Here is a 15,265-nt window from a genome sequence, read left to right as displayed (position 1 = left end):
CATTTCACGGGGCGAGGAACGCAAGTTCTGTGAAGGCAGCCCTACTCCGCCGCCACCTTGGCCATCGGATTGTTCGGGTGCGTCGTCCAGTTGGCGTAGATTGGCGATACCGGCTTGCCGGTACGTTCATCCATGGCGCCGGCGGCCAGCGGCTCCATGGTGATGCAATTGTCGACGGGGCAGACATTGACGCACAGATTGCAGCCGACGCACTCGGCCTCGATCACCTCGAAATGCCTGACCCCGTTGACCATGTTGGTGATCGCCTGGTGCGAGGTGTCCTCGCAGGCGATGTGGCAGCGGCCGCATTTGATGCAGGCATCCTGGTCGATATGTGCCTTGGCGACATAGTTGAGGTTGAGATACTGCCAGTCGGTGACGTTGGGCGTGGCGCGGCCGATGACGTCGTCGAGTGAGCGGTGGCCCTTCTCGTCCATCCAGTTTTCGAGGCCCGCGATCATCTCCTGCACGATCTTGAAGCCATAGGTCATGGCCGCCGTGCACACCTGCACATTGCCGGCGCCGAGCGCCAGGAATTCGGCGGCGTCGCGCCAGGTGGTGATGCCGCCAATGCCGGAGATCGGCAGGCCGCGGGTTTCGGGATCGCGCGCGATTTCGGCCACCATGTTCATGGCGATCGGCTTCACCGCCGGGCCGCAATAGCCGCCATGCGAGCCCTTGCCGTCGATGGTTGGCATCGGCGCGAAGCTGTCGAGATCGACACCGGTGATCGAATTGATGGTGTTGATCAGCGACACCGCGTCGGTGCCGCCGGCATGTGCTGCCCGCGCGGGCTTGCGGATATCCGTGATATTGGGCGTCAGCTTGGTGATGACGGGCATGCGCGTATATTGCTTGCACCAGCGCACCACCATTTCGATATATTCCGGCACCTGGCCGACGGCGGCGCCCATGCCGCGCTCCGACATGCCGTGCGGGCAGCCGAAATTGAGCTCGATGCCGTCGGCGCCGGTCTCCTCGACCAGCGGCAGGATGGCTTTCCAGCTCGCCTCTTCGCAGGGAACCATGATCGAGGCGATCAGCGCACGATCAGGCCAATCCATCTTGACCTGCTTCATCTCGCGCAGATTGGTCTGCAGGTCGCGGTCGGTGATCAGTTCGATGTTGTTGAGACCGAGCAGGCGACGGTCGGCGCCCCAGATCGCGCCATAGCGCGGACCGTTGACGTTGACGACCGGCGGCCCTTCCTCGCCCAGCGTCTTCCAGACCACGCCGCCCCACCCCGCCTTGAAGGCGCGGATGACGTTGTAGGCCTTGTCGGTCGGCGGCGCCGAGGCCAGCCAGAACGGATTTGGCGATTTGATGCCGACGAAATTGTTTCTGATGTCTGCCATGCTCATGCCCTCCCGTTCGAGGTCAGCGCCCGGTTGATTGATTCCGCCGCATCGCGCCCTTGCGCCACGGCCGAGACGGTCAAATCGTCACCACCAAAGATGCAGTCGCCGCCAGCCCAGACTTTCGCCAGCGAGGTACGCCCTTCCGCGTCGACCTTGATGCGGCCGGCTTCGAGGTCGATCGAGGCTCCGCTGCCGTTGAGGGCAGCTGGAACAAAGCTCTGGCCGATCGCCTTGAAAACCTGGTCGGCGACGAGCGTCAGCGTCTCGCCCGTGCCGGCGAGCTTGTCGCCCTTCAATGCCGTGTATTCGAGCTCTATACCCGACACCTTGCCGGCCTCGGCGATCACACGCTTCGGCTGCAGCCAGTGGCGGATGGTGACGCCGTTGGCGGCCGCCAGATCCTGCTCGAACTCGGAAGCGTTCATGTGCTCCTGGCCGCGCCGGTAGCAGATCGTCACCTCCTCGGCGCCGAGCAGCTTCGACTGCACGGCCGCATCGATCGCCGTCATGCCGCCGCCGATCACGACGACGCGGCGGCCAACCGGCAGGCCGGAGAGATCGCTGGCCTGGCGTAGCTCGGCGATGAACTCTACCGCATTGATGACGCCGGCGGCACCCTCGCCATCGGCGCGCAACGCGTTGACGCCGCCGAGCCCCATGCCGAGGAACACCGCGTCGTAATTGCGGATCAGGTCGGAGAGCTGGTAGTCGCGGCCTAGCGCCTTGCCGTTCTGGATGTCGATGCCGCCGATCGCCGTGACATAGTCGACCTCGGCCTGGGCGAAATTGTCGACGCTCTTGTAGGCGGCGATGCCATACTCGTTGAGGCCGCCAGCCTTCGGGCGCGCTTCCAGGATGGTCACGTCATGACCATGGCGGGCGAGCCGGTGCGCGGCGGCAAGGCCGGCCGGGCCGGCGCCGACCACGGCGACGGTCTTCCCCGTCGCCTCGGCGCGCGGATAAAACTGCTTGTTCTCGGCCATCGCGACATCGGTGGCGTAGCGCTGCAGGCGGCCGATCTGCACCGGCTTGCCTTCCGCCACCTCGCGCACGCAGACCTCTTCGCACAGCGTCTCGGTCGGGCAGACGCGGGCGCACATGCCGCCCAGGATATTCTGGTCGAAGATGGTCTTGGCCGAGCCGATGGGATTGCCGGTCGAGATCTGGCGGATGAACAGCGGAATGTCGATCGAGGTCGGGCATGCATTCATGCATGGCGCGTCGTAGCAGAAATAGCAGCGGTCGGATTCGACCAGCGCCTCGTGGTGATCGAGCGGCGGATGCAGGTCGGAAAAATTATCCGCATACTGCTCGGCCGCGAGCCGGCCGCCGGCAATACCTTCCTTGAACTGGCCTTCTGGCATTGTCAGTTCCCCATGTTTTGTTTTGGGGAAGGCTAGCACGTTTTATTTTTTTATCAATTGGTCAATTTTCGGCGCAAGCCGCTGAAAAGGCTTGATAAAAACATGATTTTTTTACTCATGTTATGCTGTGGACGGCTGCTCTTGCCGGACCGGATGGCCCTCGTCGACCGGCCGGCCATGGAGTGCCCGGACCTCGTCCGCGACCAGCTCCTGCAGCCGCCACAGATTGCGGTCGTGGATGCCGAACGCTTCGAGATGACTGACCGTGTTGTAGAGATATTCAGCGCCGGAGCCGATATGGCCGCAGGCCCTGGCCAATATGCTTGCCACCTTGTCCAGTGGCTGATCCAATGACGTTCCCCGCCCCTTCACGCCAACCCAGAAGCCAAGCGCCCGCAACGGCCCTTGCGCCGTATGCACGGGCAGCCACCGGACCGAGCTGATGCTCTCGTGGTCGCTGATCTCGCGCCGCAGCAGCCTTTCGATCTGGGCCGGTTTTTCGCCCTCCTGCAAGCGGTAGATCACGCCGTTGCACCGTCCGCCCCGTTCCAGCGCCATCATCAGCCCTGGCTGCTCGGCACTGCCGCGCCAGCGCACCATGTCGAGGCAGAAGGAGCGGTGCCAGCCGAAGGCCGTGGCGAGCCTTTGCTCCACCGATTCGAATTCCGGCTTCCAGATCAGCGACCCGTAGGCGAACACCCAGAGCGGCCCCTCGTCCGCTTCAGCGGCAAGCCGCATGGCAAGGGTCCGGAAATCCTCGTCATTCAGCTCCGTCCAGCTTGGGTCCGGGCCGGGATCGGCCTCTTGCCGATGGCACAGTGCGACAAGCTCAGGCGTGAGCGACATCAGGCGCATGAAACGACAACCCCTCTTTTGCCGCAGAGAAATTGAAAAAAGTCGGGCGCGCAACCCGGGAACGCATGTCATGCGTCGGCATTATTCGTCCGGGCGGATGTCGGATTTCCGTCGCCAGGATCGTCCTGCGATGGATCGGACAACGATCGATGCTGAACGGTGAGGAGACCGACCATGCCCAAATCCCCAATGCCCTTCTTCTGGTACGAACTGATGACATCAGACCTCGACGCCGCCGAGGCCTTCTATACCAAGGTTGTCGGCTGGACGGCCCAGCCCTTCGACACGGCTCCCGGCATGCCGCGCTATATCGTCATGAATGTCGGCGAGCGCGGCGTCGGCGGGTTGATGACGATGCCCGATGATGCCGCCAAGATGGGCATGCCGCCGGCCTGGGTGGGTTACATCTACACCGGCGATGTCGACGCTTCGACGCAAGCACTCAAAAAGGCTGGCGGCGCCGTCCACCGCGCGCCGGATGATATTCCGGGCGTCGGCCGTTTCGCTGTCGTTGCCGACCCGCAGGGCGCGATGTTCATGTTCCTGCAGCCGAACCTTGCCGCGCAGCCGCCGGTGCCGGCCAGCACACCCGGCCATATCGGCTGGCACGAGCTCTACACCAGCGATTGGAAGGCCGCGTTCGAGTTCTATTCCAGCCAGTTCGGTTGGACCGATGCCGGCGATTTCGACATGGGCCCGATGGGCATCTACCAGACTTTCGCGGCCGGCCCCGAATCCGGCGGCGGCATCATGAACAAGCCAGCGCAAATCCCCGTCCCGGTCTGGCAGTTCTATTTCAACGTCACCGGCATCGACGCGGCCGCAAAACGGGTCACCGACAATGGCGGCAAGATCCTGATGGGGCCGATGGAGGTGCCCGGCGGCAGCTGGATCGTGCAATGCCAGGACCCACAAGGCGCGCATTTCGCCTTGATGGCGCCGGTGCGCTGACGACAATAGACGCCGCAGGCGCGAAGCGACGCCCTTCATCGCACCATCGATGGAGGGCCGCAGGCCTCTACCGGCCGACTTATTCCGGCGTCAGCACCGCGACCTTCAGCTCAGCCTTTTTCGCGCCACTGAACTGGATGGTGGCCGGGCCGGCCGCAAGCTTGAAACGCACGCTTTTGCGGATACCCGGGCAGGTTTTCACACCGCTATAACCGGCCGATTTCACGGCCTTTCCGTCCTGGATGACATCGATCCAGGCCTCGCCGGACAGGCTGATCTGAATGGCGCCTTCGGGCGGCACGGCCACGCTGGCGACGGCGCCAAACGTGCCCTCTCCCGGAGCATGCTCAGGGGGCACCGCGAAGCCGGCCTTGTCGACCGGCACCAGCGCCAGATCAGCGGCCGCGCCGACCGCCAGCGTCGCTCCGGACGGCGTTGCCGGCGCCGCGGCAAACAACGTCTGTTCCCGCGTCACCGGCCATTTGAAGGCCTCGCAGCCGGCGTCCTCCGCCATGGCGAAACCGGTGCCTGCGACGAGTGCGAATAGGCTGATGATGACTTTTTTCATGGCAAGGAGATCCACCTGTTCAGAGTGCTCATGCTAATACAACCATAGCGATATAAATGCAACTCAAGCGAGAATAATATGAAAGGGCATACCGGGGAACATTTCCAATCACCGATTGTTGATGACATGCCAAGGGAAGTGAATGGTCCATCGCTGGGCGATAATCTATCGCCGGGCCGGGAGGGTGGAAATGGAGTTCGGATGAAACTTTTTGAAGGCCTTGCCAGATACCAGCCGCAGGCACTCGGCGTGCTGCGCATCATGACCGCTCTGCAGTTCATCGAGCATGGCAGCCAGAAACTGTTCAACTTCCCGCTAAGCGCCCAACCTCATGCCCTGAACAGCCTGTCGCTCACCGCGGGTATCCTCGAATTCGCCGGCGGCATCCTGCTGGCACTGGGCCTGTTCACGCGGCCCGTCGCGTTTCTTCTGGCCGGCGAGATGGCGATCGCCTATTTCATGGCGCACTATCCGCGCGACTTCTTCCCGGCCAACAATGGCGGCGATGCGGCAATCTCCTTCTGCTTCATCTTCCTCTATCTGGTCTTCGCCGGCGCCGGTGCCTTCGCGCTGGACAATCGCCGCAACGCCTGATGCCCCATGCCGGGGGTGAGCCTCACCCCCGCATCCGTTCGAAGTTCGCGTCGAACAGCGGCGCCGCCTGGATGCGCGCCGCGTGACGCTTGCCCAGCAATTCGATCTCGAACCCGTCGCTCTCATCGGCGATCTCCTTCGGCACGTAGCCGACGGCGACCGATTTTCTCGAATGATGCGCGTAGCCGCCTGATGTCACCCAGCCGCGCACCGCCCCGCCGAACCAGATCGGCTCGTCGCCGATGACATCGGCATCATCCGCATCCACGATGAAGCTGCGCAGCCGTAGCTTGCCGCCTTGCTTGCGCTCGGCCAGCGCCGCCGCCTTGCCGATGAAATCGGCGTCCTTGCCATAGGCGACGAAACGGTCGAGCCCGGCTTCCAGCGGCCCATAGATCGGCCGGTATTCGCGTCCCCATGAGCCGTAATTCTTCTCCAGCCGCAGCGCATTGAGCGCGCGCGAGCCGAACAGGCCGATGCCGAACTCCTCGCCCGCCGCCATCAGCGCATGATAAGCCGCGCGCTGGTATTCCGGCGCCACCCAGATCTCGTAGCCGAGATCGCCGGTGTAGCTGACGCGGCCGACAAGGCACGGCGCCATGCCGATATCCATCGCCGCTGCCGCCATGAACGGAAACGCCGCGTTGGAGACATCGGCGCGGCTGACCTTGGCCAGCACGTCCCGCGCCTTCGGGCCGGCAATCGCAAGGCCGGTAAGTTTCGTGCCCATTGCCTCGATATGAACCGAGCCATCCCCCGGCAGATGCGCCTCGAACCAGCGCATATGATATTGCTCGGCAACGCCGGAGCCGGCGAGGAACCAGCCATCCGCGCCCAGATTGGCCAGTGTGAAATCGCCGATCAGCCTGCCGTCCTCCTTGAGCATTGGCGCCAGCGTCATGCGGCCGGGTTTCGGCAATTTGCAGGCGAGCATCCGGTCGAGCCAGACGGCAGCCCCCTCGCCCGTGACCTTGTATTTGGCGAAGCTCGAAATCTCCGACAGGCCGACGCCGCCGCGCACCGTTGCGACCTCGCTGGCGACATGAGTGAAATCGCTTGAACGCCGCCACGAGAACTCATCCTTGATGCCCTCCGGCGCGTACCAGAGCGGCACTTCCAGCCCGTAGGCGACACCCCACTGCGCACCCCTGGCCGACAAGAGGTCATAGACGGGGGTCGTCTTCAGCGGCCGTCCGGCAGGCAGTTCCTCATTGGGAAAGCGGATGGAAAAACGCCTGGAATAGTTCTCGCGCACCTTGGCATTGGTGTAGGCCATCGTCGCCCAATCGCCGTAGCGTGCCACATCCATCGCCCAGATGTCGGCGCCGGGATCGCCCTCGATCATCCAGTTGGACAGCGCCAGGCCGACGCCGCCGCCCTGGCTGAAGCCGGCCATGACGCCGCAGGCGACCCAGAAGCCCGGAAGGCCGCGCACCGGCCCGACAAGCGGGTTGCCGTCGGGCGCGAAGGTGAAAGGCCCGTTGATGATCTGCTTGATGCCGGTGTGCTGGAAAGCCGGGAAGTGGCGGAATCCAACCTCGAGAGACGGCGCGATGCGGTCGATGTCGGGCTCGAGCAGTTCATGGCCGAAATTCCATGGCGTCTGGTATTCGGACCATGGCTTGTTGGCCTTCTCGTAGGTGCCCATCAACATGCCGCCGCGCTCCTGGCGCAGGTAAAGCTCGCCGTCGAAATCGACCGCATGGATGATCTCGGTGCCGGTCTTGGCGTTCCAGGCGGCAACCTCCGGCATGTCCTCGGTGATCAGGTACATGTGCTCCATGGCCAGCACCGGCAGTTCGAGGCCGACCATGCGGCCGACTTCGCGCGCCCACAAGCCGCCGGCATTGACGACATGCTCGGCCACCACCTCGCCCTTGTTGGTGATGACGCGCCACATCCCGTCGGGCCGCCGCACGATGTCCTCGACCTTGGTGAAGCGCTCGACCTCGGCGCCGAGTTTGCGCGCGGCCTTGGCATAGGCATGCGTGACACCCGAGGGATCGAGATGGCCATCCTCCTTGTTTCTGACGGCGCCGACGAATTGCTTGGGATCGATCAGCGGCATCAGTTCGGCCGCCTCGGCAGGCGAGATCACTTCCAGGTCGATGCCGAGGTAGCGCCCCTTGGCGACGACACCGCGCAGCCAGTCCAGCCGTGCCTCGGTCGCCGCCAGCAGCACGCCGCCGGTCAGGTGCACGCCGGTCGCCTGTCCCGACAGTTCCTCGATCTCCCTGTAGAGGCTGATCGTGTATTTCTGCAGCTTGGCGACGTTGGGATCGCCATTGATCGTGTGCATGCCGCCGGCCGCGTGCCAGGTCGAACCCGAGGTCAGCTCGTCGCGTTCCAGCAGCACCACGTCGGTCCAGCCGTGGCGGGCGAGATGGAACAGCACGGAGCACCCGACGACACCGCCGCCAATGACCACGACCTTTGCATGCGACTTCATGGATTTTTCTCTGATATCAATGGATTGGACGGGAGAGTGGATTCAGGACGGAAGGCATCATGGCTCGCCCTGCCCGATCGCTTCCTTGCGCCTGGCCACGTAGGCCTCCAGCGCCTCGCGCACGGCGATATCCATCGCCGGCTCGACATAGTCCTCCAGCGCCTTCTTCCACAGCCGCGTCGCGCGCGCCGTTGCGTCGAGCCCACCTGCCTCCTGCCAGGCCTCGAAATTCTGCCAGTTGGACAGCATCGGCTGGTAGAAGGCGGTGGCGTAGCGCTCCAGCGTGTGCGGCTCGCCGAAGAAATGGCCGCCGGTCGGCACCGCGCCCAACGCCTCGACGGCAAGCTCGGCCTCGTTGACTTCGATCGGTCGCAGGAACTCCATCATGTGCTGGATCATCTCGACATCGATGATGAACTTCTCGAAGGATGCCGTCAGCCCACCCTCCTGCCAGCCGGCGGCGTGGTAGACGAGGTTGCCATGGCCGAGCACGGCGCCCCACAGCGCCATCAGCGTCTCATAGGCGCCTTGCGCATCGGCGGCGTTGGAAGCCGAGCCCGGCGTTGTCCGGTACGGCAGCCCGTAGCGCCGGGCCAATTGTCCCGAGGCGATGTTGGCCTTGGTGTTTTCAGGCGTGCCGAAGGCCGGCGCCCCGGACTTCATGTCGACATTGGAGGTAAAGGCACCATACATCACCGGCGCACCGGGTCGCACCAGCTGCGTCAGCACGACGCCGAACAGCGCCTCGGCATTCTGCTGCGCCAAGGCGCCCGCCAGCGTCACCGGGCTCATCGCCCCCATCAGGGTGAACGGCGTGACCGCCACCGACTGGCCGAACTCGGCCATCGTCATCAGCCCTTCGGCCATCATCTCGTCGAAGCGGCGCGGCGAGTTGACCGAGATGATGGTGGCGATGCCGGGATCCTCGCGCAGCTGGTCGAGCGTCAGGCCGCGCGCGATCGCCATCATCTCGACGCCGTCCAGCGCCCTGCCCCGGCCGATCGCCGAGACATGGAAACTCTTGTCGGTCAGCATCAGATTGGTGAAGTAGGTGTCGAGATGGCGCGAATTGGCCGGCAGCTCGACCGGCGCGCATACCTGGTTGCCGAGCATGTGGACGCAGTTGAAATGCTGCGCCAGCCGGGTCAGGTCCGCATAGTCGCGCAGATTGCCGGCGCGGCGGCCTCGCTCCATGTCGTGCACATTGGGCGGCCCGGCTACGAGGGTGAAATTGATGGTGTTGCCGCCGAGATGGATTGTGTTGGCCGGGTTGCGGGGTGTCAGCGTATAGGTGGGCCGTGTGGTCTTCAGCGCCTCGTCAACCATGCCGCGATCGATGCGGACATTGGCCGTTGCATGATCGACCACGGCACCGGCTTTCTCGAACAGCGACAGCGCCCGCGGGCTCATCACCTCGATACCGAAATTCTCCAATATATGCATCGACGCCTGGTGGATCGCCTCGATCTGGTCGGGCGACAGCAGCGCCATCGGCGGATAGGGGTTCCTCACGCGCCTTTGCGGCAGTTGCGGGATGGGCGCTGGGCCTCGGTTGCTGGTGCGCTCGGCGCCGCGCTTGCGTCTTGGTTCGTTCATGCCTGGCATCAAAGCTTCGGCAGACCGGGCAAGCTGTCAGAAATGCGCCGCTTACAGGCGCGATTTTAGTCAAGGCGGCATCTGCGCAGCAGCCTTTTATAAAAAGCGACAGGGTGCGTCGGAATACCGATATGGCATTTTCTCAAGCGCTGATGGCGGCGGAGCATTAACGGAGCCAGCAAGATTCCCTTTATGATTTCGGCCTATTGCTCATCCAATGCGTAGGTCGAGTTTTAGTAAAATTGTAGCGGTTGGCGTGTTGCTGGCATTGTCGGCCTGCGCGACCGCGCCCAGCCACATCAACAATGTCTGTGCCGTCTTCGACCAGAATGACGGCTGGTTCGACAACTGGCAGTCGGCGGCCGAACGGACAGAGCAGAAATACGGCATCCCCGTCCCCGTGCTGATGGCGACGGTGCGCAAGGAATCCGGCTTCAAGAGCAATGCCCGGCCGCCGCGCACCAAGCTGCTCGGCTTCATTCCATGGAAGCACGTCTCGTCGGCCACCGGCTTCTCGCAGGCGCTGGACGGCACATGGTCGCAATATCAGCGCGAGACCGGCAACTGGGCGGCGCGGCGCACCAAATTCGCCGACGCTGTCGACTTCGTCGGCTGGTATCACTCCAAGACATCAGACACCTACGGCGTCGCCCGCAACGACACCTACAATCTCTATCTCGCCTACTATCTCGGCTGGACTGCCTATGGCCGCGGCAACCGCGGCGACGCCGGGGTGCAGGGCTACGCCCGGGCCACCGACAAGATGGCCCGAGACTATGAAGCGCAGCTACGGCAATGCGGCTCCTGATAGCTGCCCGGGTTAGTGCCGCCTCGTCGTGTCTTTCGGCTTCGAAACACCGGTTTCGGAAACCTCGTCGCGGACTTCGTGGCGACGGGCTCGCATGCCGGCCTCGCCCTGCTCCACTGCGTCCCCGATCTGGTCGGCTTCCGCGCTGCCCGTTTTGCCACGCGGCCGGTTGGGCGCCGTCCCGGCCAAACCCGGCCCGGTGCCCTGCGCGTCGTCCGGCACGCCCTCATGCGCGGCGTGTTCCTTGTCGAACTTGATCACCGGCTCCATCTGCGCCAGCACGTCATCGGCCAGCCAGCACAGGCTCATATGGCCGTCACCGAGATGCTTGACCGGCGGCACCTTGGTCTCGCACAGATTGTCCGGCACCAGCTTCTTGTAGCCGCAGCGCGTCTGGAACGGGCAGCCAGACGGCGGGTTCATCGCCGACGGGATGTCGCCCTCAAGCACGATGTGCTTCTTGACCACGCTGGTGTCGGCGATCGGGATCGCCGACAGCAGCGCCTCGGTATACGGATGATAGGGCGGCGCGAAGATTTGGTCGGTCGTGCCTTGCTCGACGATGTAGCCGAGATACATGACCACGACGCGGTCCGCGATATAGCGCACGACGGACAGATCGTGGCTGATGAACAGCATCGTCGTCTTGTTCTTGCGCTGGATATCCATCAGCAATTCGGTCACCGCCGCCTGCACCGACACGTCGAGTGCGGAGACCGGCTCGTCGGCCACCACCACCTTGGCGTCGCCGGCAAAGGCGCGCGCCACGCCGATGCGCTGCTTCTGGCCACCGGAAAGCTGGCGCGGCTTGCGCGTCTCGAAGGCGCGCGGCAGCTTCACCAGGTCGAGCAGTTCCAGCATGCGCTTGCGCCGGTCGGCGACCGTCTTGCCGACGTGGAACTTCTCCAGCGTGCGGATGATCTGCGAACCGACCGAATGGCTGGGATTGAGCGTATCGAACGGGTTCTGGAACACCATCTGGATCGAGGACACGGTGTCGACGCTGCGCTTCTCGATGCCGGTCGACTGGATCTCCTTGTTGCCCAGCGTCACGGTGCCGGCACTTGCCGTCTCCAGGCCGAGCAATACCTTGGCCAGCGTCGACTTTCCGCAGCCGGATTCGCCGACGATGGCGACCGTCTCGGATTCGCGCGCCATGAAGGAGATGGTCTCGTTGGCCTTGACGACACGGCCTTCGCTCGACCCGAACACCTCGCTGCCGCCGACCTTGTAGTACTTCCTCAGATCCTCGATCTTGAGCACCGGCGCGCCGGGCACGACGCGCTCATTGACCTTCTTGGCGCCGGGCGGCAGCGCCTCCCAGTCGATCTCGTTGAAACGCACGCAGCGCGAGAAATGGCCCTCGTGACCGGCGACCTCGACCATGGGGATTTCGGCGGCGTTGCAGACGCCTTCGACAAAATGGTGGCAGCGCGGGCCGAAATTGCAGCCCTTCGGCCGCTCATGCGGCAGCGGCAACTGGCCCGGAATGGCAATCAGCGGCCGCGAGTTCTTGTCGGCGCCGGGCAGCGGGATCGAGCGGAACAGCCCTTGCGTGTAGGGATGGCGCATCCGGTCGAAGACGTCCTTGATCTTGCCGGTCTCGACCGCCTCGCCCGAATACATGACCGTGATCCTGTCGCAAGTCTCGAGGATAAGGCCCAGATTGTGCGACACGAAGATCATCGAGGTGCCGAACTTTTCGCCCAGCCCCTTGACCAGTTCGACGATGCCAGCCTCCACCGTCACGTCGAGCGCCGTCGTCGGCTCGTCGAGCAGAAGCAGCGCCGGCTTCGACAGCAGCGCCATGGCAATGACGATACGCTGCTGCTGGCCGCCTGACAGCTGGTGCGGATAGGAACGCATCATGCGCTCGGGGTCCGGCAGCTTGACCGAGCGCACCATTTCGACCGCGCGTTTATAGGCCTCTTCCTTCGACACCTTGTCGTGGATCAGCGGCACTTCCATCAGCTGCTGGCCGATCTTCATCGCCGGATTGAGGCTGGCCATCGGCTCCTGGTAGATCATGGCGATCTTGTTGCCGCGGATGGCGCGCAGCTCCTCCTCGGAGAGCTCGCCCATATCCTTGCCCTGGAACTTGATCTTGCCGCCGACGATCTTTCCGATGTTGGAGAGGTCGCGCATGATGCCGAGCGACACGGTCGACTTGCCGCAGCCGGATTCGCCGACGATGCCCATCGCTTCGCCGGGCATGACCGTGCAGGAAAAATCCATGACGGCCGGTATCTCGCCCTTGCGGGTGAAGAAGGAGATCGACAGGTTCTCGATCTCGATGATCGGCCCAGGGGTCGGCCCAGGGGTCGGCTTGTCGGGATTTCGAACTGCCTCGTTCATGGGTCGCTCCAATCCAAATTATACCAGAGGCGGGCCAGGGCCCGTCAATCAGTCTTTCATCGATTGCTCGCGCAGCGAGTCGGCCAACAGGTTGAGCCCCAGCACGAACGACATCAGCGCGATCGTCGGCGGCAGCGCCGGGTGGATGAAGGAGCGCAGGAGCCGGCTGGCATCCTTGATCGCCGTGCCCCAGTCAGGGCTCTCCGGCGCCAGGCCGAGGCCGAAATAGCCGAGCGTCCCGAGCAGGATCGTGGTGTAGCCGATGCGCAGGCAGGCATCGACGATCAGCGGGCCGCGCGCATTGGGCAGGATCTCCCACAGCATGATGTACCAGGGTGATTCACCACGCGTCTGCGCCGCCGCCACATAGTCGCGCGTCTTGATGTCCATCACCAGGCCGCGCACGATGCGGAACACGCCGGGGCTGGAGGCGAACACCACCGCCACGAAGATGTTGAGCTGGTTGGGGTCGATATGCACGATGTGCAGCGGGTCCCTGTCGAAGACAAGGCCGAGATAGATCCAGCCGCCTATGATCAGCGTCAGGCCGAGCAGGATGTAGATCCGGTCCGGCCGGTTCTTGAAGCGCGTCCAGAACAGAACGCTGAAGAAGATGATCGGAAACAGGAAGAAGACGCCGGCCAGCGCATAGGGGATCGGCGTGTCCATGATCCCGGGCGTCACCAGCAGGTAGAACAGCAGGATCACCGGGAAGGCCAGAACGAGGTTGGCCAGGAAAGACAGGATGGAATCGATCTTGCCGCCGTAATAGCCGGCCGGCAGGCCGAGCGTGATGCCGACCATCAGCGCGAAACCGGTTGCTGCAGGTGCGATGATCAGCACGATCTGGCTGCCGTAGACCATGCGCGAAAACACGTCGCGCGCCAGCTTGTCGCCGCCGAAGAGATAGACGAGCCCCGATTGCGGCTCGATGGCGCCCGGCAGCGTGTCCTTCATGATCGGGATCTGGCCCAGCGGATCGAACGGCGAGATGGTTGAGGCGAAGATCGCCGTGAACAGCCAGAACAGGCAGATGAACACACCCGCTATGCCGACGCCGCTGTCGAAAAGCTGGCCATAGAGCGCCAGCTTCTTCTTGTAGAGAAAGCTCGCCCCCATGACGATGACGAGCGCGACCCAGACCGGCCAGAAGCGCCACAGCACTTCAAGGATGATGGTGGAGGCGCCGATATATTGAGCTTGCATGCGCCTTCTCCCTACTGAACGCGGATGCGCGGATTGAGGAACGCGTAGCCGACATCGGAAATGAGCTGCGTGATCAGGACGATGAACACCGAGACCAGCGAACAGCCGAGCAAGAGATCGATGTCGTTGTTGCCGGCGGCCTCGACCAGCGTGTAGCCGAAGCCCTGGTAGCGGAACATGACCTCGACGATGACGACACCGGTGAGCAGCCAGGGAAACTGCAGCATGATGACGGTGAAGGGCGCTATCAGCGCGTTGCGCAGTGCGTGCTTGACCACCACGCCGCGAAAGGAAAGGCCCTTCAACCGCGCAGTGCGGATATATTGCTGCGTCATCACCTCGACCATCGAGGCGCGCGTCATGCGCGCGATGTAGCCGATGCCGTAGATCGCCAGCGTGATCACCGGCAGCGTGAAATTGTAGAAGGTGATGCCCTGGCTCGCCGAGGCGGCCGAGCCGTTCAGCCAGCCGAGCCAGGAGGCGAAGACGACGGTGAAGATGACGCCAGACACATATTCAGGCGTCGCCGTCGAGGCGATCGAGGCGACAGAAAGCACTCGGTCGGTCCGTGACCCCTCGCGCATGCCGGCGAGAATGCCGATCAGCAGCGAAACCGGCACCATCACCACCAGCACCCAGAACATCAGGATGCCGGTGGCGCCGAGCGCCGGGAACAGCTTGGCCGCGACCGTGGTCTTGAACTTGGTCGAGCAGCCGAAATCGCCCTCGATCACGCCGGAGAATGTCGGCACGGTCGGGTCGTTGCAGAATGTGAAGCGCTGCGTCGTCTTGCCGGTCGCCGGATCGGTGATCGGTTGCTTGGGCAGGACGCCGAGCCACTGCCCATAGCGCGAGAAGAAGTTCTGGCGGTAGCCATGGTTGACCAGCCAGCTTTCGAGCTGATCGGCCGATGTGTGCATTTCGGTCTGGCTGATCGCCAGCTTCTTCAGATTGGGTTCGAGATTGACGAGGAAGAAGACGACCAGCGTCAGGCACAGCATCGTGAGCAGGATTGTGCCGATGCGTCTGATGATGAATGAGAACATGTGTGCCCCCCTGCCGGCCGGGTTGGGGTCATATGGTCAACCCTGTGACGAAAACCTTGTGACATCACGCCGCCGCTGCATCTCATGCAACGGCGGCGATCCCGCGAATACGAAG

The 15,265-nt window shown here is 63.6% G+C and carries 12 protein-coding genes; 3 read left to right on the top strand and 9 right to left on the bottom strand.

Translation table 11 applies throughout. The features are described from left to right. Window positions 1-41 precede the first annotated feature (41 nt). From preA to FJ977_RS29555, 3 genes are all read right to left on the bottom strand, one after another. Entirely contained in the window at window positions 42-1,355 is a 1,314-nt protein-coding gene (gene preA / locus FJ977_RS29565) for an NAD-dependent dihydropyrimidine dehydrogenase subunit PreA (RefSeq protein ID WP_140775739.1), read from the bottom strand. Between the two features lie 2 nt (window positions 1,356-1,357). After that, window positions 1,358-2,722 (bottom strand): NAD(P)-dependent oxidoreductase, encoded by a 1,365-nt coding sequence (locus FJ977_RS29560; RefSeq protein ID WP_140775738.1) that lies wholly within the window; start codon window positions 2,720-2,722, stop codon window positions 1,358-1,360. Window positions 2,723-2,842: 120 nt separating this feature from the next. Then, window positions 2,843-3,577 carry a gamma-glutamylcyclotransferase gene (locus FJ977_RS29555; RefSeq protein ID WP_140775737.1) on the bottom strand — a complete coding sequence of 245 codons (735 nt, stop codon included), beginning with the start codon at window positions 3,575-3,577 and terminating at the stop codon, window positions 2,843-2,845. Window positions 3,578-3,751: 174 nt separating this feature from the next. Between FJ977_RS29555 and FJ977_RS29550 the strand changes: the two genes are divergently transcribed. After that, window positions 3,752-4,528, top strand: coding sequence for a VOC family protein (locus FJ977_RS29550; protein WP_140775736.1), 777 nt, complete (start codon window positions 3,752-3,754; stop codon window positions 4,526-4,528). Between the two features lie 79 nt (window positions 4,529-4,607). Here the strand turns inward: FJ977_RS29550 and FJ977_RS29545 are convergent, their stop codons facing one another. Beyond that, window positions 4,608-5,096 carry a hypothetical protein gene (locus FJ977_RS29545; RefSeq protein WP_140775735.1) on the bottom strand — a complete coding sequence of 163 codons (489 nt, stop codon included), beginning with the start codon at window positions 5,094-5,096 and terminating at the stop codon, window positions 4,608-4,610. 201 nt (window positions 5,097-5,297) lie between these two features. Between FJ977_RS29545 and FJ977_RS29540 the strand changes: the two genes are divergently transcribed. After that, a complete protein-coding gene (locus FJ977_RS29540) occupies window positions 5,298-5,690 on the top strand; it encodes a DoxX family protein (RefSeq protein WP_140775734.1) in 393 nt (130 codons plus the stop codon). Window positions 5,691-5,712: 22 nt separating this feature from the next. On the opposite strand, the gene FJ977_RS29535 is transcribed toward FJ977_RS29540, so the two are convergent. Beyond that, window positions 5,713-8,139, bottom strand: coding sequence for an FAD-dependent oxidoreductase (locus FJ977_RS29535; protein WP_140775733.1), 2,427 nt, complete (start codon window positions 8,137-8,139; stop codon window positions 5,713-5,715). A gap of 57 nt (window positions 8,140-8,196) precedes the next feature. After that, a complete protein-coding gene (locus FJ977_RS29530) occupies window positions 8,197-9,735 on the bottom strand; it encodes a trimethylamine methyltransferase family protein (RefSeq protein ID WP_140775732.1) in 1,539 nt (512 codons plus the stop codon). 217 nt (window positions 9,736-9,952) lie between these two features. Between FJ977_RS29530 and FJ977_RS29525 the strand changes: the two genes are divergently transcribed. Then, window positions 9,953-10,543 carry a transglycosylase SLT domain-containing protein gene (locus tag FJ977_RS29525; RefSeq protein WP_140775731.1) on the top strand — a complete coding sequence of 197 codons (591 nt, stop codon included), beginning with the start codon at window positions 9,953-9,955 and terminating at the stop codon, window positions 10,541-10,543. A gap of 12 nt (window positions 10,544-10,555) precedes the next feature. Here the strand turns inward: FJ977_RS29525 and FJ977_RS29520 are convergent, their stop codons facing one another. Genes FJ977_RS29520 through FJ977_RS29510 form a run of 3 tightly spaced genes read right to left on the bottom strand, consistent with a single transcriptional unit; the run spans window position 10,556 to window position 15,150 of the window. Next, the gene (locus tag FJ977_RS29520) at window positions 10,556-12,898 is read right to left on the bottom strand and encodes an ABC transporter ATP-binding protein (RefSeq protein WP_140775730.1); all 2,343 of its coding nucleotides are present in this window, start codon (window positions 12,896-12,898) and stop codon (window positions 10,556-10,558) included. 48 nt (window positions 12,899-12,946) lie between these two features. After that, entirely contained in the window at window positions 12,947-14,104 is a 1,158-nt protein-coding gene (locus tag FJ977_RS29515) for an ABC transporter permease (protein WP_140775729.1), read from the bottom strand. Window positions 14,105-14,115: 11 nt separating this feature from the next. Continuing rightward, window positions 14,116-15,150, bottom strand: coding sequence for an ABC transporter permease (locus tag FJ977_RS29510; protein ID WP_056571884.1), 1,035 nt, complete (start codon window positions 15,148-15,150; stop codon window positions 14,116-14,118). Window positions 15,151-15,265 lie beyond the last annotated feature (115 nt).

Source organism: Mesorhizobium sp. B2-1-3A (assembly GCF_006442655.1).
Classification (GTDB): domain Bacteria; phylum Pseudomonadota; class Alphaproteobacteria; order Rhizobiales; family Rhizobiaceae; genus Mesorhizobium.
The sequence above is the reverse complement of the archived record's forward strand: the minus strand, read 5'-3'. Positions and strand labels throughout refer to the sequence as shown.

Bases quoted from the DNA above. Each gene is read 5' to 3' on its own strand.
- FJ977_RS29530 (WP_140775732.1), bottom strand. From the start codon at position 9,735: ATGAACGAACCAAGACGCAAGCGCGGCGCCGAGCGCACCAGCAACCGA.
- preA (WP_140775739.1), bottom strand. From the start codon at position 1,355: ATGGCAGACATCAGAAACAATTTCGTCGGCATCAAATCGCCAAATCCG.
- FJ977_RS29535 (WP_140775733.1), bottom strand. From the start codon at position 8,139: ATGAAGTCGCATGCAAAGGTCGTGGTCATTGGCGGCGGTGTCGTCGGG.
- FJ977_RS29550 (WP_140775736.1), top strand. From the start codon at position 3,752: ATGCCCAAATCCCCAATGCCCTTCTTCTGGTACGAACTGATGACATCA.
- FJ977_RS29525 (WP_140775731.1), top strand. From the start codon at position 9,953: ATGCGTAGGTCGAGTTTTAGTAAAATTGTAGCGGTTGGCGTGTTGCTG.
- FJ977_RS29545 (WP_140775735.1), bottom strand. From the start codon at position 5,096: ATGAAAAAAGTCATCATCAGCCTATTCGCACTCGTCGCAGGCACCGGT.
- FJ977_RS29520 (WP_140775730.1), bottom strand. From the start codon at position 12,898: ATGAACGAGGCAGTTCGAAATCCCGACAAGCCGACCCCTGGGCCGACC.
- FJ977_RS29510 (WP_056571884.1), bottom strand. From the start codon at position 15,150: ATGTTCTCATTCATCATCAGACGCATCGGCACAATCCTGCTCACGATG.
- FJ977_RS29560 (WP_140775738.1), bottom strand. From the start codon at position 2,722: ATGCCAGAAGGCCAGTTCAAGGAAGGTATTGCCGGCGGCCGGCTCGCG.
- FJ977_RS29515 (WP_140775729.1), bottom strand. From the start codon at position 14,104: ATGCAAGCTCAATATATCGGCGCCTCCACCATCATCCTTGAAGTGCTG.
- FJ977_RS29555 (WP_140775737.1), bottom strand. From the start codon at position 3,577: ATGCGCCTGATGTCGCTCACGCCTGAGCTTGTCGCACTGTGCCATCGG.
- FJ977_RS29540 (WP_140775734.1), top strand. From the start codon at position 5,298: ATGAAACTTTTTGAAGGCCTTGCCAGATACCAGCCGCAGGCACTCGGC.